This is a genomic window from Thioclava sediminum, assembly GCF_002020355.1.
In the GTDB taxonomy this organism is placed as follows: Bacteria; Pseudomonadota; Alphaproteobacteria; order Rhodobacterales; family Rhodobacteraceae; genus Thioclava; species Thioclava sediminum.
The window spans coordinates 135,466-154,410 of the sequence record NZ_MPZV01000002.1; the positions used below are offsets into that span (position 1 = coordinate 135,466).

Sequence of the window (18,945 nt, forward strand, 5' to 3'; positions counted from 1 at the left end):
CGCGCGCTCCTGACCCGACCGTGATGGGCTATACTTGATATGCACCTTTTAGTATGTGTGTCCCCCGAGGAGCACGGAGGCCAGACCTGTCATGGACTCACCAGAAAGCATCCAACAGCATTTGGCTGCGATTGTGGAAGGCTCGGAAGATGCGATTGTCACCAAGGACCTCAACAGCATCATCCTGAGCTGGAATCGCGGCGCGGAAAACCTGTTCGGCTACACAGCACAAGAAGCCATCGGTCAGCCGATCACGATTATCTTTCCCGACGACCGGATGGATGAGGAGGTCGATTTCATCGCCCGTCTGCGGCGCGGAGAGCGGATCGCCAATTACGAAACGATCCGCCAGCGCAAGGATGGCAGCCCCGTTCCGGTGTCTCTGACCGTCTCGCCCGTGCGAGATGCCGATGGCCAAGTCGTCGGCGCGTCGAAGATCGCGCGCGACATCACCTTGCAGCATCAACTGGCGGAGCAGCAGAGACTGCTCCTGTCCGAGATGCGCCACCGGGTCGGCAACGCCTTCGCCGTGGCCGCGTCCCTGATTGCCGTCGCCGCGCGGCAGGCAGACAGCGCGGAGCAGCTCAGTTCCGAGATGCGCAGCCGCCTGCACGCGATTGCCTCGCTCAATTCGATGACCGTGAACGACCCCTCGGGCGAACAACCCGATGGCATGCCGCTTTCCTATCTTGTGAGCACGATCCTGAAACCCTTCAGCGAAGGGGCGAGCGTTCAGACCTCGCTTCCGGATATTCAGGTGCGCCCTGCTGCGATCACGCCGCTGACGCTCGTTCTCTTCGAGCTTGCGACGAATTCGGTGAAATATGGGGGCCTGTCGCAGAGCGGCGACGGCGTCGAGATTAGCGCGGAGATCGAGGACGGGCGCTTCAGGCTTGCATGGAAAGAGCCCGGCATCACCGAAGCGGGATCCGGCAAGGACGAAAACAAAGGGTTCGGCACATCGCTTTGTCGGCTCACCGTGTCCACCTCGCTCGGCGGCAGCTTCTCGCGCGAATTCACGCCGGAAGGATTGGTCGCGGCGTTGGATCTCGATCTGACCATGGTAGCGCAGATGCCGTGAGACCGCCGGGCGCGGAGCTGCACCTGCGATTTGGGTTTCAGGCGTCGCGATTTGCGCCCAACTCGAAGAAAAGGCTACGTATGTCGCGGAGATAGCAGAAAAATCGCGAGGCTCGACCATGGCACCGGACGGAAGCACAGCAAAACCGGCAGAGCTTCGGCACCGGATCATGGCCGGTTTCATCGGCAACGTGGTCGAATGGTATGATTTCGCGCTCTACGGCTATCTTGCAGGCGTCATAGCCCCGGTCTTCTTTCCCTCCAACGACCCGACCGCAGGCCTGATCGCGACTTACGGGATTTTCGCGGCCGGTTTCCTGATGCGCCCGCTTGGCGCGGCTGTGTTCGGGTGGTTCGGCGACCGCTATGGGCGCGCACGCACGATGCAGATTTCGGTCGTGATGATGGCGATGCCGACGCTGTTTCTGGGCATATTGCCGACCTATGCGCAGGTCGGCGTTCTGGCGCCGGCGCTTCTGGTTCTGGTGCGGCTGCTGCAGGGCTTGTCGGTCGGTGGGGAGTTCTCGTCCTCGGCGACCTACCTTGTCGAAACCGCGCCCCTGAAGAAACGCGGCCTGACGGGGAGCTGGGCCAATATCGGCTCCATGTCGGGCTCGCTTCTGGGGGTCGGGGCGGCGGCGCTGGTGACGAACCTCTTCGATCCGCAGACACTCGCGGATTGGGCATGGCGCCTGCCCTTCCTCGGCGGCGCGGTTCTTGGAACAGTGGCGATCCTGATCCGCCGCAACCTGCACACATCAGAGCATTTCCAGCAGCATCAGGAGGGGCGCGACGAGACATCGCCCCTGCTCGAAGCCTTCACGACGAACCGCAGGGAAACGCTTCTGGCGGTGGCCTTCGCGGCCAGCTACGGCACCTGCTACTACATCGCCTTCGTCTATCTTCCGGAATGGCTGTCCGGTCAGGGCTTGATGGCGCGGGACACCGCGCTTCTGATCAACACCGCGATGACGGTCCTCGTGATCCCGGCGATGCCGCTGGCGGCAATCGTGGGCGACCGGTGGGTGCCGCGTCGGGTCTGGATCGCTCTGGCGATCGGGCTGCTGGCGCTGGTCGCATGGCCGCTGCACGAGTGGATGCTCGAGTCGGGCGGCGCATTGCTGCCAGTGGTCGTAGCACATGCCGTGACCTTCCTGCTTTTGGCCGTGCCGCTGGGCTCCGGCCCCGCCCTGTTCGCGGAGATGTTCCCCGAGCGGGACCGGCTCTCGGGCTATTCCGTGGCCTTCAACATCGGCCTCGGCATTTTCGGAGGCCTCACGCCGATGATCGCCACGAGCCTCATCGCCGCGACCGGCATGGTCACCGCGCCTGCGCTCTACATGCTCGTGGCGGGTTTGATCGCTGTGGTCGCGCTTGTTTTCACTCCGGATCGCAGTCGCGCGCCTTTGCGCTGACCGAAGCACATTCGCGAAACCGAATTGGAGGCTGGACCGATCACCGGGATGCGCTATCACGGTGACGGCGCTCTCGGTTTGGAGATGCGAGGCGCCATCGACCGTGAGACGTGCAGAAGGACCACAGACCGGATGGAGCAGCGCGGAACCGACCGTCTGAAACTCGCCCTCCTCGCGCTTGCCGTAGCGGCGCTGGTGGTGGGCCTCGCCTTCTGGGCGGCTGGCGCGGACGCCTTGGCGAAAGCCAGCTGGATCGTCGGCGTCGTGCCCACCCTTGCCGCGCTTGTTTTTGAGATCTCCCGCAGCCTCCGCCGCGGCGAAGTCGGTCTGGATATCGTGGCCGCGCTCTCGATGACGGCCGCCCTCGTCTTCGACGAAACGCTCGCCGCGGCGGTCGTCGCGGTGATGTATTCCGGCGGCACCTTTCTTGAGAGCTTCGCCGAGGGCCGCGCCCGGCGTGAGATGCACGACCTGCTCTCGCGTGTCCCACGGACCGCGACCCGGCATCGCGATGGCGGGCTGGAGGATATTCCGCTCGACGAGATCGCCCCCGGGGATCGGCTGCTGATCCATCAGGGCGACGTGGTGCCGGTGGACGGGACATTGGCCTCCGAGACAGCCTTTCTGGACACATCGGCACTGACCGGGGAGTCTCTGCCGGTGCGTCTGGCGCATGGGGCCGACGTCATGAGCGGCTCGACCAATGCAGGCGAGGCGTTCGATCTGTTGGCGGTGCGGCCTGCGAAGGACAGTACCTATGCCGGGATCGTCCGGCTGGTCGAGGAAGCGCAGGCCTCCAAGGCGCCGATGTCGCGCCTCGCGGATCGCTGGTCGCTGGGGTTTCTCGTCGTCACGCTCGCCATCGCCTTCGCGGCGTGGTGGTTCACCGGAGACCCGATCCGGGCCGTCGCCGTGCTCGTGGTCGCCACGCCCTGCCCGCTGATCCTCGCCGTGCCGGTCGCTCTGGTGGCGGGCCTTTCGCGCGCGGCGCATTACGGCGTGCTGATCAAGGGGGCGGGGCCGCTCGAGACGATGGCGCGCATCGGCACGCTGGTCCTCGACAAGACCGGCACCCTGACCGAAGGCCGCCCGCAGATCGTTTCCATCGATAGTCACGACGGGATGGAGGAGGACGAGATCCTGCGCCTTGCCGCAGCCCTCGATCAGGCCTCGAAACACCCGGTGGCACAGGCGATCGTCACCGCCGCGAAAGAGCGCGGCTTCACCCTGCCCGTCCCGTCGGATGTAGCGGAAATCGCGGGCGAAGGCGTCGTGGGCCGTGTCGATGGGCGCAAGGTCATCGTGGGTGGCGACGACTTCGTGGCGGCGCGCGTCGGGCGCAAACCGGGCGACCACCCGACGATGGCCGCCGGGGCGGTTCTCGTCGCCGTCGCCGTGGACGGGCGCATGGCCGGGCATCTGGTGATGGCCGATCCGCTGCGCGAAGATGCGGGCGCCATGCTCGACGGGCTGCGCCACGAGGGGATCGAACGGATTCTGCTCGCCACCGGCGACCGGACGGATGTGGCCGAACGCGTGACCGAGGGGCTCGGCCTCGACGGGCTGCGCGCGGGCCTGACGCCGGACCAGAAGGTTCTCCTCGTGCTGTCCGAGCGCAAGCATGGGCCGGTCATGATGGTGGGCGACGGTGTGAACGACGCGCCCGCGCTCGCCGCCGCAGATGTCGGCGTCGCAATGGGCGCGCGCGGGGCCGCCGCCTCCGCCGAAGCGGCCGATGTAGTGCTTCTCGTCGACCGGATCGATCAACTGCGCGCAGGCATCGAAATCGCCGCATCCTCGCGGCGGATCGCCTTCGAGAGCGTCGCCGCCGGGATCGGCCTCTCCGTGCTGGGCATGATCGCGGCCGCCTATGGCTACCTCACGCCGGTGGAGGGCGCCATCTTGCAGGAGGCGATCGACGTCGCCGTGATCCTGAACGCCCTGCGCGCCCTTAGGATCAGGCCCAAGTGAGGACGCAAAACGACGTCGCACCCTCACTCAAGCCTGTGCCCAGTGGCGTTATCGCAGATAGACCTGATTGCCGCTGCGCACGACGCTCACCCTGTCACCGACGCGGAACTGGTTCGACATTTGGATGACCGTAATCGAGCCACCATTGTCGAGCCGCACGGTCCACGCATAGGACGTGTAGGTGCCGCCTTGGCTGGCGACGTTGCTGCCGATAATTGTGCCCGCGATCGCGCCCGCGCCGGTCATCACGTCCTTGCCGGTTCCGGAGCCGAACTGGTGGCCGATCACCGCGCCGACGAGGCCGCCCGTGACTGCGCCGACGATCTGGTCGCCGTCATTGGTGCGGCGCATCGTGACCGGCTGCACCGAAACGATGCGGCCATATTCGATGCTGTCATAGCTGTAGGTGGTGCGCGGGCCGGGGCCGGGACCGGTATAGGGACCGTTCGCATAGGGACCCGGCGTCGGGTTGCAGGCGGCAACGCTCAGCGCCGCAGGCAGAACAAGAAGAAAAATACGCATTTTGAACCTCCATGGTAGCTCCGCCGCATGTCTTTGACATCCGGGCGTAAAAGAAGCTTGCCGCGATTCAGAGCGCGTTTCCTTGTTTTCGGACAATGAGGTTGAATAAGTCGCAGGCGGAGGCCGCGTCGCAAGAAGCGAGGATTTTGGCGATCCCTCGAGGACTCGAACCCCGAACCTGCTGATTAGAAGTCAGCTGCTCTATCCAGTTGAGCTAAGGGACCGCTTGGCCCCTAAATGCGCGATCGGGGCGCGTGGTGCAAGTTCAGATCGCGCGCATCAGGAAGACGGAATTCGGATCGGGCTGATAGCCGACATAGGGCCCGCATTCCGCAAAGCCCGCGCGCAGGTAAAGCTGGCGCGCGGGTGCGAAGGAGTCCTGCGATCCGGTCTCGAGATAGAGCCGCGCCATCCCTTCGGCGCGCGCCGCCGCGATCAGCTGCTCAAGCATCCGCCGCGCGAGCCCCTGCCCGCGCATCTCGGAGAGGATATGCATCGATTTGATCTCGCCCTCATCGGGCGCGATGCGCTTCAGCGCGCCCATGCCCACCGGGCGCCCCGCCTGCCGCATCACGAAGAAGGAAATGCCGGGCGCAGCCAGCGCATCTGGCGGCAGCATATGGATCGACTCGGGCGGCGTATCTTCATGCATCGCCGCCGCGTGGCGGGCGTGAAGCTCTGCGAGATCCGCGCCCAGCGGGGTCTCGCGCGCGATTTCGATCGTGTCTTCCATGGGGCGTCCTCATCCGTATCGGCGGCAGATTAGGCGCGGCGCGCACCAGCCTCCAGCGCGAAAACGCCTTAGTTGCGGATGACTTTGCAGAACCCGCCCTGTCCGCGGATTTTCTCGCAGGTCGCCAGCGCCTCCTTGCGCGAACCTGCCGGGACTTGCGCCGTGTATTGCGCGCGCCGCCCGAAGCCCGGCATCACCGCGCGCACGAAGCGCAGCTTGGCGTCACCAATCGCGCCGGAATGACGCGCGGCGGCCCGTTTCCCGAAGACCTCAGCCGATCTCTGGGTGCGCCCGGCGGCCACGATCACGCCCCAGGGAGGGACCGGATCGCGGAACTCCCGGATCGCCCTGCCCTTCGCCAATGTGGTGCAGGCCGCAAGGAAAGGCGTCTCCCCATCGAGCCGGAAATCCACCTCCTCGGGTGGGGAGTCGCGCCAATCCTCCGCCGAATGGCCGGTAATCGCGCGCACATAGGCGCGGGTCTCGCCCGCAAGCCCGCCGGTCTTCGCGATGAACCCCGCCGCACGGTCCTCACCGCCGTTATAGCCGATCGCTGCGAGTCCGGGATTGCCGAAGCGCGTCGCCATCTCGGCCAGATAGCGCGCCGAGGCTTCGATCGCTTCGGCCGGATTGAACGGGTCTCCAAGCGCGCGCAGCCGCGCCGTGCCGGGCATGAACTGCGCGATCCCCTGCGCACCCGCCGGGCTGATTGCCGCCGGATCAAACCGGCTTTCGCGCCAGAGAAGCCGTGCGAAATAGCCCGGGTCGATCCCCGCCTCCTGCGCCGCGTTTTCGATAAGCCCGCAGGTATCGGCGAAATAATCTTTCAACCCGATGCAGCGCCGCCCATCTTCGGTGCAGCGCAGATCGGGTGCCGGAGGCCCGATCATCGCCCGAACGGGCTGCGCGTTCAGCGCCCCCGCGAGGACACAGAAAAACAGGGCTGAGAGGAGGGTTTTCATCACTGAAAATTAGCGGGAATTCCGGCATGGCGCCAGAGCGACGTCGAGGCCGAGCCTTAGTCGCGCAGCACACCTGCGGCGGCCAGCACTTTGCGATCCGGGCGCCAGATATCGCGATGCGGTGTCGCGAAGGCGCGCGTGGAGAAGCTGGCACTCACGCCCCGATCGCGCAGGAAGGCCCGGTCGATCGCCTCCTCTTTCGCGACATCGATCGGCAGCGGATAGGCTTTCAAGCTATAGCCGTGAAAGCCCAGCGTGCCCTCCGGCCCAAGATCGCGATGCGCGCCCGCCATGAAGATCAGCGTGCAGGCGGAATAGCAGCGTTTCGTCACCTGCGTGCTCAGCCCCCGCGCCAGCACGCGTTGCGCCAGCGCCCGCGCGGCGAAGACCTGCCCGCCGGCACTGTCGAGATCGACCGCCGAGACGCCCGTCGCCGGGGTCGCCTCGAACCGCGCCAGAAGATCGTAGCCGATATCGCCGGTCAGATAAGCGACGCCGTTGCGCACCTCCAGCGGCTGCGGCCCGGCATAGGCGGCCGGCACCAAGGCCGCGGTCTGCCTCGCGGCCTGATCGAGCGCATGGGTCACCGTCACCACCGCGACCGCGACCACCGCCACGCGCCCCGCCAGCAGCACATGGCCCCGCGCCTGCGCATCGATCCAATGCGACAGGCTGCGCCACGCCCCCACCAGCTGCCACAGCGCCAGTGTCATATCCGCGAGGAACAGCAACGCGAAAAACGGCATCGAGAGCGGCGACGACAAAGCTTGCCACAGCTCGGCGACAGCCAACCGTCCGCCGATCAGCACCACGACGAGCGCGATCCAAGGCGGGCACTCGCCCTGCCAGTAGCTGCCGAGACCCCAGTGTGAGGCGGGCTGAAATATCCGGGTGGCTCGGGCCATTTACGTCGTCCTTTCGAGCACCATCGGCTTTCAGTGTAGCACGACTGACCCGAAAATTGGGAAACTGCTGGAAAGGACGCGATTGCGGGCGGGCCGAAGGCGGGACTTCTGCCGCGAGCCATGCCTCTGCTATACTAAAGAGACGGGAGGTCCCTTCGCATGATCACGCTTACGATCAACGGGCGGCACGTCGAAGTCGATGACGGCACCAGCTTGCTGGAGGCGGCGAAGCTGGCTGGCATCCATGTCCCGACGCTCTGCTATTACCCCGGCTTGCCCGCCCATGCCGTGTGCCGCATGTGCCTCGTCGAGATCGAGGGCACTCAGAACCCGCAACCCGCCTGTCGCACGCTGGCGAAGGAGGGCGATGTCGTGGCGACGGACACCGTGGCGCTGGCAGCCTTTCGGAAAGCCGATGCGCAATGGCTGCTCGCGCGTCACCCCAATGACTGCATGCGCTGCGAGGTGAACGGGGCGTGCCAGCTGCAGCGTCTCGTCCATGAGAACCAGTGGGAGGAGCGTTGGCCGAAGATGCCCGCCGGGGCGCCTGCCGCCTCGGAAGAGCTCGCGAGTGATCACACCTCCCCCAGCATCTGGCGCGATCTGTCGAAATGCATCGAATGCGGGTTGTGCGCGGAGGTCTGCGGCGACGCCGTCCAAAACCAGAATGTCATCGGGTTCGCCAATCGCGGATTTGACCGCCGCCCCGTCACGGTCTTCGACGTACCGCTGTCGCAGACCAATTGCATCTCCTGCGGCCAGTGCACGCTTGTCTGCCCGGTTGGCGCGCTGATCGAGGCGCCCCATTGGCACGCGGTGCTGCAGACGCTCGACGCTCATCGGCGCGTCTCCGTGGTTCAGGTGGCCCCGGCGACCCGCATCGCCATCAGCGAGGAATTCGGGTTGGAGCCGGGCACCGTCAGCACGGGACGCTTGATCAATGCGCTGCGGCTTCTGGGGTTCGATTACGTGTTCGACACCAATTTCGCCGCCGATCTGACGATCATGGAGGAAGGCACCGAACTGCTGTCGCGGCTCAAAGCCGGGACGGAGCTGCCGCTGTTCACCTCCTGCTGTCCGGGTTGGGTGAATTGGGTCGAGCTGAACCGCCCCGATCTTCTGCCGCATCTGAGCACGACCAAATCTCCCCAGCAGATGCATGGCGCGATCGCCAAACGGGGCCGCTTTGCACGGTCTCTGGGGCCCGATTTCGCGGAGGGCAAAGCCGAGCCCTATGTCGTGAGCGTGATGCCCTGCACCGCCAAGAAGGACGAGGCCCAGCGCCCCGGCGTCTCTGGCGACGTGGATCATGTGCTCACCACCCGCGAACTGGCGCGGATGATCCGGTCGCGGGGCATCCCGTTCGGGGCGCTCTCCGAGGACGGGCAATTCGACAGCCCGCTGGGCGAGAGCACCGGGGCCGCCCAGATATTCGGCGCCTCCGGCGGGGTCATGGAGGCGATGGTCCGCACGGCTGCACATTTCAAAGGGGTCGAGCACGATTTGCCGCTGGAATGGGAGGCGCTTCGCGGCGTCCGTGAGGGCGTGAAAACCGCGACCATTCCCGGCGTCGGCACGGTGGCCGTGTGCAACGGGATCGCCTCGGCCCAGCGCATGCTGGAGGACGAGGCATGGCGCGACGACTATGTCGCGATCGAAGTCATGGCCTGCGTCGGCGGCTGTCTCGGCGGCGGCGGCGAGCCGAAATCCATGGACCCGCATATTCTGCAAAAACGCGCCAAGGCGATCTACAGCGTTGATGCGAAGGCACCGCGCCGCCGTTCCTATGAGAATGCGGATGTGCAGGCGCTTTATGCCTCGGAATTGGGCGCGCCGAACTCGCCGACCGCGCATCGCCTGCTCCACACCCATTACGCCACCAGACATTCCGCGCGCTCACTGCTGATGCGCTTTCTGGATTGCGTGGACCGGCGCGATGGCGCGGCGGCCGCAAAGCTGTTTCATCCCGATGGGGTCTGGTCGACCACCTCTCCCTTCGGCGTGCTGACCGGCGCAGACGAGATCGCGGGGCTTATCAACGCGAAGCTGCCGCCGAACCTGCGCGGTGCGAAATATGCGCGTCACCAGATGGAGAGCGCCTCAGATATCGACGATCTCACGGTCCTCGCCCCCGACGGGAGCCGCAGCCGCTTCGATCTGGAGCTGAGCACCGTGGAAGCTGACGGCTATTCTCAGACGGTGATCCAGACCCTCACGCGCACCGTCCTTTGACACTCTCCTGCGCAGGCTTTCCGCGCAACGGGCGAAGACAGGTCACAAATTCATCATCCCGACGATCACAAGCGCGTTTCTTTTTCCTTTCTTGTTCTAGAGCAAAGCCATAGCGGGCGACGGGGTTCATTTTCTCGGACGTAATACTCCCGCCCGAGCTTGCGGGAAGAGACACCGGAACGGATGAACGATGCCAAGCCAGAGCCGCGACGAAATCGAAAAAATGCTGTCCACTGCGAAGAGTGGACGCCCCTGGCGACTCTGGGCTTTCGGCGCGGGTGCTGTCGTGATCGCGATCGGCGCGTGGCTTTGGCTCGCGCCTGCCGGCGACACCACGGGCACGAGCTATGTAACGCAAGCCGTCACGCGCGGCGATCTGACCGTCACGGTTACCGCAACCGGCACGGTGCAGCCCACGACGGAAGTCGAAGTCTCCTCGGAGCTGTCGGGCACGCTCGATAGCATCGATGTCGACTATAACGACGAGGTCAAAGTGGGTCAGGTCCTCGCGCGGCTCGACGACACGAAATTCAAGGCGCAGGTCGCCAATGCCGAAGCCGCGCTTGCGGCCGCCAAGGCGCAGCTCGCACAGGCCGAAGCCACCCAGAAGGAAGCGACGGCGCTTTATGAGACACAAGCCGAGCTGGACCGGCGCGGCGTCTCGACCCATAGCACCTTCGTAACCTATATCGCGCAGCGCGATCGCGCCGTGGCCGCCGTTCAGGCCGCGAAAGCGTCGCTGACGCTGGCCGAGGCGAACCTCGCTTTGGAGAAGGACGATCTGGAGAAATCGGTCATCCGTTCCCCGATCAACGGCGTCGTTCTGGACCGCAATGTCTCGGCCGGTCAGATCGTGGCCGCCTCACTGTCCGCGCCCACCCTGTTCACGCTGGCCGAGGACCTGCGCCGGATGCAATTGCTGGTCGATATCGACGAGGCGGATATCGGTCAGGTTGCGGTCGGCAATGACGCGACATTCACCGTCGACGCCTATTCCGGTCGCTCCTTCCCGGCGACGATCACGCAGGTGCGCTACGCCCCCGAGACCACCGACGATGTCGTGACCTACAAGGGCGTGCTGGCGGTCGACAATTCCGATCTTCTCCTGCGCCCCGGCATGACCGCGACGGCGACGATCACCGTGGACGAGGCCAAGGACGCGCTTCTGGTCCCGAACGCGGCGCTGCGCTACGCGCCCCCGCAAGAGGTCGAAGATACGGGCAATGGCGGAAGCGGGCTCATCGGTCTCGTGATGCCGAGCCGCCCGAGTTCGGAGAGCGGCACCGCGAGCGGCAAGTCCGTCTGGGTGCTTCGCGACGGCACCCCCGTCGAAGTGGCGGTCACGCCGGGGGCGACGAACGGCAAGTTCACGATCGTCACCGCGGGCGATCTGGCCGTTGGCGATCAGGTCATCACCGATCAGCGGGATATGTCGCGATGAGTGAACCGCTTCTCGAGCTGCGCGGGATCGAGCGCCACTATGGCCATGACGAAACCCTCGTGCGCGCTCTCGACGGCGTCGATCTTCGCGTCGAACCGGGGGAATTCCTTGCGATCATGGGGCCCTCGGGGTCGGGAAAATCGACCGCGATGAACATCATCGGCTGTCTCGACCGGCCGACCGCGGGCAACTACCTGTTCAACGGTGTCGAGGTGGCGACCCTGAACCGCGACCAGCGCGCCCTGCTGCGCAGGCACTACCTCGGGTTTGTCTTTCAGGGCTACAACCTTTTGCCGCGCACCACCGCGCTGGAAAATGTCGAACTTCCCCTGATCTACAAGGGGATGCGCAAGGCCGAGCGCGTGGCGCGGGCCCGTCAGGCTCTGGCGCGGGTCGGGCTTGAGGGGCGCGAGGATCACACGCCGTCGCAGCTCTCGGGCGGTCAGCAGCAACGCGTCGCCATCGCGCGGGCGCTGGCGGGAGAGCCGATGGTGATGCTCGCCGACGAGCCCACCGGCAACCTCGACACCAAACGCAGCGTCGAGATCATGAACCTGATGCAAGACCTTAACCGCGAGTCCGGGCTGACCATCGTGATGGTCACGCATGAGGAGGACATGGCCGCCTATGCCTCCCGCCTCGTCGTCTTCACCGACGGTCGCGTCGTACGCGACGAGAAGATGCACGAAGGAGCGCTGTGATGCTCTGGGAAACCATCCGCCTAGCGCTGACCGCGATCATCCGCAACGCGCTTCGATCCTTTCTCACCGTGCTGGGCGTGGTGATCGGGGTTGCAGCCGTCATCGCGATGGTGACCGTCGGGCAAGGCTCCTCCGAACAGGTCTCGGCCAATGTGGAATCGCTCGGCACGAATGTGCTGGTCCTGCGCTCGGGGGCGCGGATGATGGGGCCCGGATCGCGCGATACCGCCCCGTCCTTCAAGCTTTCGGATGCAGAAGCGCTGGAGGACCTGAGCAGCCTCTCGGCGGTCGCACCTGTCGTCTCGACCTCAGCCACGGCGGTCTTCGGCAACAACAATCGCACGACATCGATCACTGGCACTACGTCGCCCTATCTCGAGATCGGCGGCTGGACAATCGCGCTCGGGCGCAGCTTCACCCCGGCGGAGGACCGCAGCGGCGCCAATCTTTGCATCATCGGCGAGACCGTACGGACGACCCTGTTCGGCGCGACCGATCCGACCGGCGAGAAGATCCGCATCAAGTCGATCTCCTGCGAGGTGATCGGCGTGCTGAAGTCCAAGGGCGCCGGGTCCTTCGGGCAGGATCAGGACGACCTCGTGCTGATGCCGGTCCGAACGGTGCAAAGGCGGCTGATGGGCAGTCAGGACGTCTCTTCGATTTCGCTTCAGGTGGCCCGGACGGCCTCCGTGGAGCGGGCGACGTCCGACATCGAGGCCCTGATGCGCGAGCGTCGCCGCATCGCGATCGGTGAAGACGACGACTTCTCGGTCTTCGACATGGCCGAACTGAGTTCGATGCTCAATTCGGTCAATTCGGTTCTCACCGGCCTGCTGTCCTCCGTCGCCGCGGTCAGCCTGCTCGTGGGCGGCATCGGGATCATGAACATCATGCTGGTCTCGGTGACCGAGCGCACCCGCGAGATCGGCATCCGCCTCTCGGTCGGCGCGCAGGCCCATCAGGTCTTGATGCAGTTTCTGGTAGAGGCGGTGGTGCTGTCGGTTCTGGGCGGGATCATCGGGATCCTCTTCGGCCTCGGCCTCGCCTATGTCGCGGCGCAGATCATGGCGATCCCCTTCTCGCCCAGCCTGAACGTCATCGCCCTCGCCTTCGGCTTCTCCGCCGTGGTGGGTATGGTCTTCGGCTACTTTCCTGCGCGGCGGGCGGCCCGGCTCGATCCGATCGATGCGCTGCATTATCAGTAGATGTCAGGCACAAAAAAGCCCCCTGCCGCGGAGGACAGGGGGCTTCGGGATCATGTATCGTCGAAGGTGATCAGGCGTTGTTGTCGACCACGACGATCAGATTGCCTTCGGCGTTGATATACGCGGCAGCGACATCCTCGGGCGTGTAGTCGGTGCCGTCGAAGACGCTGGACGGAAGCTGGCTGTAATCGGCATCCACGTCAGCGCCCATTGCGTTCTCGAGAGCCGCGGAGCCATTCTCGGCGCCTTTACCCTTCAGATCGGACAGAGCGACGATCTTGGCTTCGCCATCGGTTCCCACTTCATAATCGGCGAACTGGTCGGTGGACGCAGCGCCATTGGCCTGAAGGTCCGCGACGAGCTGACCATAGGTCTTCACCGACCCATCTTGGCCCATTCCACCATTCGAGCCCGCAGTCGTTGCGGCATCCGTCGATGCGCCCATATCCGCGCTTGCGCCGACATCAGCGCCTGCAGCCTGCGCCGAGACCGATGCGCCAGCGTCCGTTCCGGTGGATACGTCAGCCTGAGCCAGGGCCGCAACGGGCGCGGCAGTGGCCAGAATACCTGCGAGAGCGATCGACTTGATGGTGTAGGTCATAGTGTTCTCCTTGCATTTCATGCGCCGACCGTCAGCCGGCAGACAGAGAACACTGCAGAAAGATCACCGTTCCTGAGCGCGAGCAGGCTCGGAAAAACTCTGCTCAAACGTCGAAAATCGTGAGCGCGATAATGCCAAGGAACAAAGCGACGGGCTCTTGGGACGGAACGCAGAGCTACGTCGGAAATTCGGGCCACGTTGGAACCTGCGCGAGACCGTCGGTGGCACAGGTTGGAACGCAGTAAGAAACCGAAACGCAGCCTGACGCCCCAGCTTCATTCACGTGGAAATCGGGGGGGGGCGCGGTGCGGAAAACTCTCCCTCAGCCGGGAAAGCTTTCGCCGAAATCGCAAATATTCAGTGCGTCCAGTTCGCGCGGCGGTCGGTCGCGAAGTTCTCGCCATAGCCGCGGGCGCGGACATTCGGGGCGCGCTTATGCGGCTCCGTCACGACGTAATCGATGCCCTTTTCCTTGGCATAGGCTTCGGCCGCCTCGCGGGTCTCGAAGCGCAGCCGCACTTGGGCCTGCGTGTCGTTGGAGCTGGTCCAACCCATCAGCGGGTCGATCTCACGCGCGTCGGAGGCGACATAGTCGAGATACCAGAACCGCGTTTTCGCGGTGCCCGATTGCATGGCGTTGCGGGCGGGTTGGTAGATGCGCGCGCGCATGGGCAAACTCCTCTGCGATACCTCTGACTTTTCTTAGTGCATCTGAGCCAAATCGCAAGCCCCGGAGCGCAAAGCCGAAAGATGCGAGGTGATTGTGCATGACATGCCGAGCCCGGAGAGAACGCCGCCGCCTACCCTGTCCGAAGGATCCCGCGAGCACCGGTGAGATGAGGAACTGCCGACCGACTGGGGAGCAAGGGGTGGGGGTGGTGCGCCGGCCGGCAGTCTGATGCTACTTGCAAAAGGCAAGATGCGCGCGCGCCGCCGCGAATTCAAGCCAAACAGAGACGCAAGCCACTGTTAAATATAGACAATTCGAAACTCCGCGTTAAGCCTTCCGTAACGCCTTTCGCAAACCCTTGAATGCGAACGAAAAGAGGACAACTTTGGGGGGCAAGCAAAAGGTCTGCGCGATGCCTCACAACAATACCAATCTGCCCTCCGAACGCCCCGACGTGCTCACCCGCCCCAAGCTGGAAGGCGGCAAGCGGTTCGTGATGCAGACTCAGTTCAACCCGGCCGGCGACCAGCCGACCGCGATTGCGGAACTGTCTTCCGGTGTCGAGGCGCTCGAACGCGATCAGGTGCTGCTGGGGGCGACCGGCACGGGCAAGACCTTCACGATGGCCAAGGTAATCGAGGAAACCCAACGCCCCGCGATCATCCTCGCGCCGAACAAGACGCTGGCCGCGCAGCTATATGGCGAATTCAAGAGCTTCTTCCCCGACAACTCGGTGGAGTATTTCGTCTCCTACTACGACTACTACCAGCCCGAAGCCTATGTGCCGCGCTCGGACACCTATATCGAGAAGGAATCGCAGATCAACGAGCAGATCGACCGGATGCGCCACTCGGCCACCCGGGCGCTTCTGGAGCGTGACGACGTGATCATCGTGGCTTCGGTCTCGTGCATCTACGGCATCGGCTCGGTCGAGACCTATTCGGCAATGACGCAGGACCTCAAGACCGGCGATCTGATCGAACAGCGCAAGTTCATCAACGAGCTGGTGGCGCAGCAATACAAGCGACTCGATGCGGCCTTCCAGCGCGGCGCGTTCCGTGTGAAGGGCGACACGGTCGATCTGTGGCCCGCCCACTTGGAGGACCGCGCCTGGCGCTTCTCCTTCTTCGGCGAGGAGCTGGAGGCGATCACCGAATTCGATCCGCTGACCGGGGCGAAGACCGACAGTTTCGACCAGATCCGCATCTATGCGAACAGCCACTACGTCACGCCGCGCCCGACCCTGCAGCAAGCCGCGAAGGGCATCCGCAAGGAGCTGGCGCTCCGGCTGAAGCAGTTGGAAGAGGAAGGCAAGCTGCTGGAGGCGCAGCGCCTTGAACAGCGCACCAATTTCGATCTGGAGATGCTGGAGGCGACCGGCGTCTGCAACGGGATCGAGAACTACTCGCGCTACCTCACCGGTCGCGCACCCGGCGAGCCGCCGCCTACCCTGTTCGAGTTCATTCCCGATAACGCGATCGTCTTCGCCGACGAAAGCCACGTCACCGTGCCGCAGATCGGCGGCATGTATCGCGGGGACTATCGGCGCAAATTCACGCTGGCAGAGCACGGGTTCCGCCTGCCGTCCTGCATGGATAACCGCCCGCTCAAATTCGAGGAATGGGACGCGATGCGCCCGCAATCGGTCTTCGTCTCGGCCACCCCCGCCGCGTGGGAGCTAGAACAGACCGGCGGCGTCTTCACCGAACAGGTCATTCGCCCGACCGGCCTTCTGGACCCGATCGTGGAGATCCGCCCGGTCGAGACGCAGGTGGACGATGTGCTCGATGAGATCCGCACCGTCGCCGCACGCGGCTATCGCACACTCGTCACCACGCTCACCAAACGCATGGCCGAGGATCTGACCGAATACCTGCACGAACAGGGCGTTCGCGTGCGCTACATGCACTCCGATATCGACACGATCGAGCGGATCGAAATCCTGCGCGACCTGCGCCTCGGGGCCTTCGACGTGCTGATCGGGATCAACCTGCTGCGCGAGGGTTTGGACATTCCCGAATGTGGGCTGGTCGCGATCCTCGATGCCGACAAGGAGGGCTTCCTGCGCTCGGAAACCTCGCTGATCCAGACCATCGGCCGCGCCGCGCGGAACTCTGAGGGCCGCGTCATCATGTATGCCGACAGGATCACCGGCTCGATGCAGCGCGCTATGGACGAGACCGACCGCCGCCGCGCCAAGCAGATCGCCTATAACGAGGAACACGGCATCACGCCCGAGACGATCAAGAAGAATGTCGATGACGTTCTGGCCGGTCTCTATCAGGGCGACACCGATATGTCGCGGGTCACCGCCAAGGTCGATGCGGTCAAACCCGGCGCGAACCTGCAGGCGCATCTCGACGACATGCGCGCCAAGATGCGCAAGGCCGCCGAGGATCTGGAATTCGAGGAAGCCGCCCGTCTGCGCGACGAGGTGAAACGTCTGGAAGCGGTGGACCTCGCCGTCCACGACGACCCGCTCGCGCGGCAATCGGCGGTGGAGGCGGCCAGCGAGGCCGCCGTCAAGGCGCAGGGCCGCTCCACAGCCGGGCGCCCCGGTCAGCGCGGGGGTGTTAAGCGGCGGAAGGGTCGGTGAGGCGCGCCCGGCACATCGTCCTGAGCGCCTGGCTCGGTGTGATGACCGGACCGGCGCACGCCCAGATCCTCACTTGTGCCGCCCCACCCTTCGATAAGCCTCCCGAAATCGCAGCGCTCGTCACACAGCTGCGTCCCGCCCTCGACCGCTGGCCGAGCCTGCATGTCGCGCTCTTTCAAGACGCTGGCGAGCTGTGTCTCGCCGACACGCTGCACGATGCGCGGGGATATTTCGAGCCGCGCTCCTCCCGGCTCGTGATCGCCACCGACATGGCACCCGCCCTGCAAAAGGCAGTTCTGATTCACGAATTGCGCCATCTGGAGCAGAAATTCCACGGTTCCTGTCCCGATCCGAACCTGTCGATGAAGGAAAATGCCCGCGCGATCTTCGCGATGGAGGCGGACGCGACGACCTTCAGCCTCGCTGTGGCTTGGGATCTGCGCGAAGCCGGGATGCCCGACGCCTGGGACGCGCTTGCAGGATGGCCGATGCAGGACGATATCGCCGCAGCCTTCGAGACAGAAATGGGCCGCTCGGACGATCTCATCAGCGCGGCCAGCGCCGCTTTCACCCAGTGGTACGCGAAAGATGCACGACGCGAGCTATACTACCTCGCGTCGTGCAGCGATTATCTCGAGTCCCGCGACCGGGAACACAGAATGCTCAGCTATGATCGGCTTTCCAGCAGCTTCTTCGACGCGCTTTGCCGGCTACCCGATGGCGAAGCCTACCCTTGCACAGAGCCCGGAGACTGAGGTTCAGCCCCCGCTGACCGTCAGCCCCAGCAGCCGCCACTGCTGCATCCCGCCGCGGTAGTAATAGATCTTTTCCGCCGGGAAACCGGCTTCGATCATGCGGCGTGCGGCAGTGGGCGACTGACCGCACCACGGTCCGTTGCAGTAAAGCGCGACCGATTTCACATCCTCGCCATCGCAGATGAAGCCCTCGAAATCGGGCTGACAGCCAAGCTCGCCCAGACGGTCGGGGGCTTCCATATAGGGAATATTAATCGCACCGGGGATCGCGCCGCCCTCGAAGTCGCGGGTCACCCGCCCGTCGACGACCACCACGTTGGGATCCTTGAGAAATTCCATCATCTCCAGCTCCCCCACCGGGGTCACGCCGGGGGCCGGGATCATCGGCTGGATGCAGAAGCTCGGACAGGGGCGCGAGGTCTTGGCCCAATCGCCTTCCAGCTTGTTCTCGTTATCCTGAATCCGCTTGATCTCGACCGGTCCGTTGGCAGTGTCGACCGTGACGGACATGACGTCAGGGCGAATATTGACCGGCTCGGCGAAAGCGGGCTCGACAATAACAGGCGCGGCAGCCAGAAGCGCGGCAAGAAAAATGAAACGCATGTTAACCTCCCTTTTTCGTGATCATAACACGACTGCCAGCCTTGTCGCCGGCAGTGTGGACCTTTAGCTCAACGAAATGAGAGCGATTTTGATCCTTGGTGCAGCGGTTTGGGCGCAAGAAGCCCCCTCGCCCACATTGCTGCGGCGCACCCGTCACGCGGCATCGCTCTGGCATTCCGGCGCGGCGGAGCGGGTGATCTGTTGCGGAGGTGTCGGGCGGCATCCGCCGAGCGAGGCCGAAGTGATGGCCCGGATCCTGCGCGCGGAAGGCGTCGACGACGGGGCGATCACGCTCGAGGACCGCTCGACCACTACTTACGAGAATATCGGCTTCGCCCGGGCGCATCTGGAGAGCGACGAGGTGATCATCGTCACCGACCCCTATCACGCGCCGCGCGCGGTGATGATCGCGCGGCGGATGGGGCTGCGAGCGCGCGCGGATTGTCCGCCGCACCGCGCGAGCGCGAAGGCCCGCGCCCGCGAAGGGTTCGCCTACCTGAAGCTGGGATGGTGGCTGGCACGCGGTGGGCCTTCGCCCTGAGGCGCGCGCCTT

General features: G+C 64.8%; 17 protein-coding genes and 1 tRNA gene. 10 read left to right on the forward strand and 8 right to left on the reverse strand.

Translation table 11 applies throughout. The features are described from left to right. The first annotated feature begins 121 nt into the window (after positions 1–121). The 3 genes from BMI91_RS07895 to BMI91_RS07905 all read left to right on the forward strand — a co-directional run bounded on the left by BMI91_RS07895 (position 122) and on the right by BMI91_RS07905 (position 4,466). Complete coding sequence (locus BMI91_RS07895; RefSeq protein WP_158522117.1) at positions 122–1,081, forward strand: PAS domain S-box protein; 960 nt, start codon at positions 122–124, stop codon at positions 1,079–1,081. Positions 1,082–1,199: 118 nt separating this feature from the next. Then, entirely contained in the window at positions 1,200–2,495 is a 1,296-nt protein-coding gene (locus BMI91_RS07900; protein ID WP_208607969.1) for an MFS transporter, read from the forward strand. A 132-nt stretch (positions 2,496–2,627) separates the two neighbouring features. Next, positions 2,628–4,466, forward strand: a complete 1,839-nt coding sequence (locus tag BMI91_RS07905) for a heavy metal translocating P-type ATPase (RefSeq protein WP_078604580.1) — start codon at positions 2,628–2,630, stop codon at positions 4,464–4,466. A 48-nt stretch (positions 4,467–4,514) separates the two neighbouring features. On the opposite strand, the gene BMI91_RS07910 is transcribed toward BMI91_RS07905, so the two are convergent. From BMI91_RS07910 to BMI91_RS07930, 5 genes are all read right to left on the reverse strand, one after another. Continuing rightward, positions 4,515–4,988: an outer membrane lipoprotein gene (locus BMI91_RS07910; protein WP_078604581.1), complete on the reverse strand. Its 474-nt coding sequence runs from the start codon at positions 4,986–4,988 to the stop codon at positions 4,515–4,517. A 147-nt stretch (positions 4,989–5,135) separates the two neighbouring features. Next, positions 5,136–5,212 (reverse strand) — tRNA-Arg (locus BMI91_RS07915). Positions 5,213–5,253: 41 nt separating this feature from the next. Next, positions 5,254–5,721 (reverse strand): GNAT family N-acetyltransferase, encoded by a 468-nt coding sequence (locus BMI91_RS07920; protein ID WP_078604582.1) that lies wholly within the window; start codon positions 5,719–5,721, stop codon positions 5,254–5,256. Positions 5,722–5,789: 68 nt separating this feature from the next. After that, complete coding sequence (locus BMI91_RS07925; RefSeq protein ID WP_078604583.1) at positions 5,790–6,683, reverse strand: lytic transglycosylase domain-containing protein; 894 nt, start codon at positions 6,681–6,683, stop codon at positions 5,790–5,792. Between the two features lie 56 nt (positions 6,684–6,739). Then, positions 6,740–7,588, reverse strand: a complete 849-nt coding sequence (locus tag BMI91_RS07930) for a COG3904 family protein (RefSeq protein WP_078604584.1) — start codon at positions 7,586–7,588, stop codon at positions 6,740–6,742. Between the two features lie 159 nt (positions 7,589–7,747). On the opposite strand from BMI91_RS07930, the gene BMI91_RS07935 reads away from it, so the two are divergent. The 4 genes from BMI91_RS07935 (at position 7,748) to BMI91_RS07950 (ending at position 13,167) form a co-directional block, all read left to right on the forward strand. Continuing rightward, on the forward strand, positions 7,748–9,820 hold the full coding sequence (locus BMI91_RS07935) for a [FeFe] hydrogenase, group A (protein WP_078604585.1): 2,073 nt from the start codon (positions 7,748–7,750) through the stop codon (positions 9,818–9,820). A gap of 223 nt (positions 9,821–10,043) precedes the next feature. Next, on the forward strand, positions 10,044–11,261 hold the full coding sequence (locus BMI91_RS07940; protein WP_244176588.1) for an efflux RND transporter periplasmic adaptor subunit: 1,218 nt from the start codon (positions 10,044–10,046) through the stop codon (positions 11,259–11,261). Next, positions 11,258–11,962: an ABC transporter ATP-binding protein gene (locus BMI91_RS07945; protein WP_078541903.1), complete on the forward strand. Its 705-nt coding sequence runs from the start codon at positions 11,258–11,260 to the stop codon at positions 11,960–11,962. The genes BMI91_RS07940 and BMI91_RS07945 overlap by 4 nt, the downstream gene beginning before the upstream one ends. Further along, on the forward strand, positions 11,962–13,167 hold the full coding sequence (locus tag BMI91_RS07950) for an ABC transporter permease (RefSeq protein ID WP_078604587.1): 1,206 nt from the start codon (positions 11,962–11,964) through the stop codon (positions 13,165–13,167). Before BMI91_RS07945 ends, BMI91_RS07950 begins: the two co-directional genes overlap by 1 nt. Before the next feature lie 70 nt (positions 13,168–13,237). On the opposite strand, the gene BMI91_RS07955 is transcribed toward BMI91_RS07950, so the two are convergent. Next, positions 13,238–13,768: a hypothetical protein gene (locus BMI91_RS07955; protein ID WP_078570066.1), complete on the reverse strand. Its 531-nt coding sequence runs from the start codon at positions 13,766–13,768 to the stop codon at positions 13,238–13,240. Positions 13,769–14,125: 357 nt separating this feature from the next. After that, positions 14,126–14,437, reverse strand: a complete 312-nt coding sequence (locus tag BMI91_RS07960) for an ETC complex I subunit (protein WP_078520323.1) — start codon at positions 14,435–14,437, stop codon at positions 14,126–14,128. Positions 14,438–14,850: 413 nt separating this feature from the next. On the opposite strand from BMI91_RS07960, the gene uvrB reads away from it, so the two are divergent. After that, a complete protein-coding gene (gene uvrB, locus BMI91_RS07965) occupies positions 14,851–17,034 on the forward strand; it encodes an excinuclease ABC subunit UvrB (protein WP_078605097.1) in 2,184 nt (727 codons plus the stop codon). A gap of 41 nt (positions 17,035–17,075) precedes the next feature. Next, complete coding sequence (locus BMI91_RS07970; RefSeq protein WP_143595001.1) at positions 17,076–17,789, forward strand: DUF6782 family putative metallopeptidase; 714 nt, start codon at positions 17,076–17,078, stop codon at positions 17,787–17,789. 3 nt (positions 17,790–17,792) lie between these two features. Here BMI91_RS07970 and BMI91_RS07975 read toward each other — a convergent pair whose 3' ends face one another. Further along, the gene (locus tag BMI91_RS07975; RefSeq protein WP_078604589.1) at positions 17,793–18,392 is read right to left on the reverse strand and encodes a rhodanese-like domain-containing protein; all 600 of its coding nucleotides are present in this window, start codon (positions 18,390–18,392) and stop codon (positions 17,793–17,795) included. 76 nt (positions 18,393–18,468) lie between these two features. Between BMI91_RS07975 and BMI91_RS07980 the strand changes: the two genes are divergently transcribed. Continuing rightward, entirely contained in the window at positions 18,469–18,933 is a 465-nt protein-coding gene (locus tag BMI91_RS07980; RefSeq protein WP_078604590.1) for a YdcF family protein, read from the forward strand. Positions 18,934–18,945 lie beyond the last annotated feature (12 nt).

Excerpts from the sequence above, each read along its gene's own strand:
- BMI91_RS07925 (WP_078604583.1), bottom strand. The coding sequence starts at position 6,683 with ATGAAAACCCTCCTCTCAGCCCTGTTTTTCTGTGTCCTCGCGGGGGCG.
- BMI91_RS07955 (WP_078570066.1), bottom strand. The coding sequence starts at position 13,768 with ATGACCTACACCATCAAGTCGATCGCTCTCGCAGGTATTCTGGCCACT.
- BMI91_RS07960 (WP_078520323.1), bottom strand. The coding sequence starts at position 14,437 with ATGCGCGCGCGCATCTACCAACCCGCCCGCAACGCCATGCAATCGGGC.
- BMI91_RS07935 (WP_078604585.1), top strand. The coding sequence starts at position 7,748 with ATGATCACGCTTACGATCAACGGGCGGCACGTCGAAGTCGATGACGGC.
- BMI91_RS07975 (WP_078604589.1), bottom strand. The coding sequence starts at position 18,392 with ATGCGTTTCATTTTTCTTGCCGCGCTTCTGGCTGCCGCGCCTGTTATT.
- BMI91_RS07905 (WP_078604580.1), top strand. The coding sequence starts at position 2,628 with ATGGAGCAGCGCGGAACCGACCGTCTGAAACTCGCCCTCCTCGCGCTT.
- BMI91_RS07930 (WP_078604584.1), bottom strand. The coding sequence starts at position 7,588 with ATGGCCCGAGCCACCCGGATATTTCAGCCCGCCTCACACTGGGGTCTC.
- BMI91_RS07900 (WP_208607969.1), top strand. The coding sequence starts at position 1,200 with ATGGCACCGGACGGAAGCACAGCAAAACCGGCAGAGCTTCGGCACCGG.
- BMI91_RS07970 (WP_143595001.1), top strand. The coding sequence starts at position 17,076 with ATGACCGGACCGGCGCACGCCCAGATCCTCACTTGTGCCGCCCCACCC.
- BMI91_RS07980 (WP_078604590.1), top strand. The coding sequence starts at position 18,469 with ATGAGAGCGATTTTGATCCTTGGTGCAGCGGTTTGGGCGCAAGAAGCC.
- BMI91_RS07940 (WP_244176588.1), top strand. The coding sequence starts at position 10,044 with ATGCTGTCCACTGCGAAGAGTGGACGCCCCTGGCGACTCTGGGCTTTC.
- BMI91_RS07910 (WP_078604581.1), bottom strand. The coding sequence starts at position 4,988 with ATGCGTATTTTTCTTCTTGTTCTGCCTGCGGCGCTGAGCGTTGCCGCC.
- BMI91_RS07945 (WP_078541903.1), top strand. The coding sequence starts at position 11,258 with ATGAGTGAACCGCTTCTCGAGCTGCGCGGGATCGAGCGCCACTATGGC.
- uvrB (WP_078605097.1), top strand. The coding sequence starts at position 14,851 with ATGCCTCACAACAATACCAATCTGCCCTCCGAACGCCCCGACGTGCTC.
- BMI91_RS07950 (WP_078604587.1), top strand. The coding sequence starts at position 11,962 with ATGCTCTGGGAAACCATCCGCCTAGCGCTGACCGCGATCATCCGCAAC.
- BMI91_RS07920 (WP_078604582.1), bottom strand. The coding sequence starts at position 5,721 with ATGGAAGACACGATCGAAATCGCGCGCGAGACCCCGCTGGGCGCGGAT.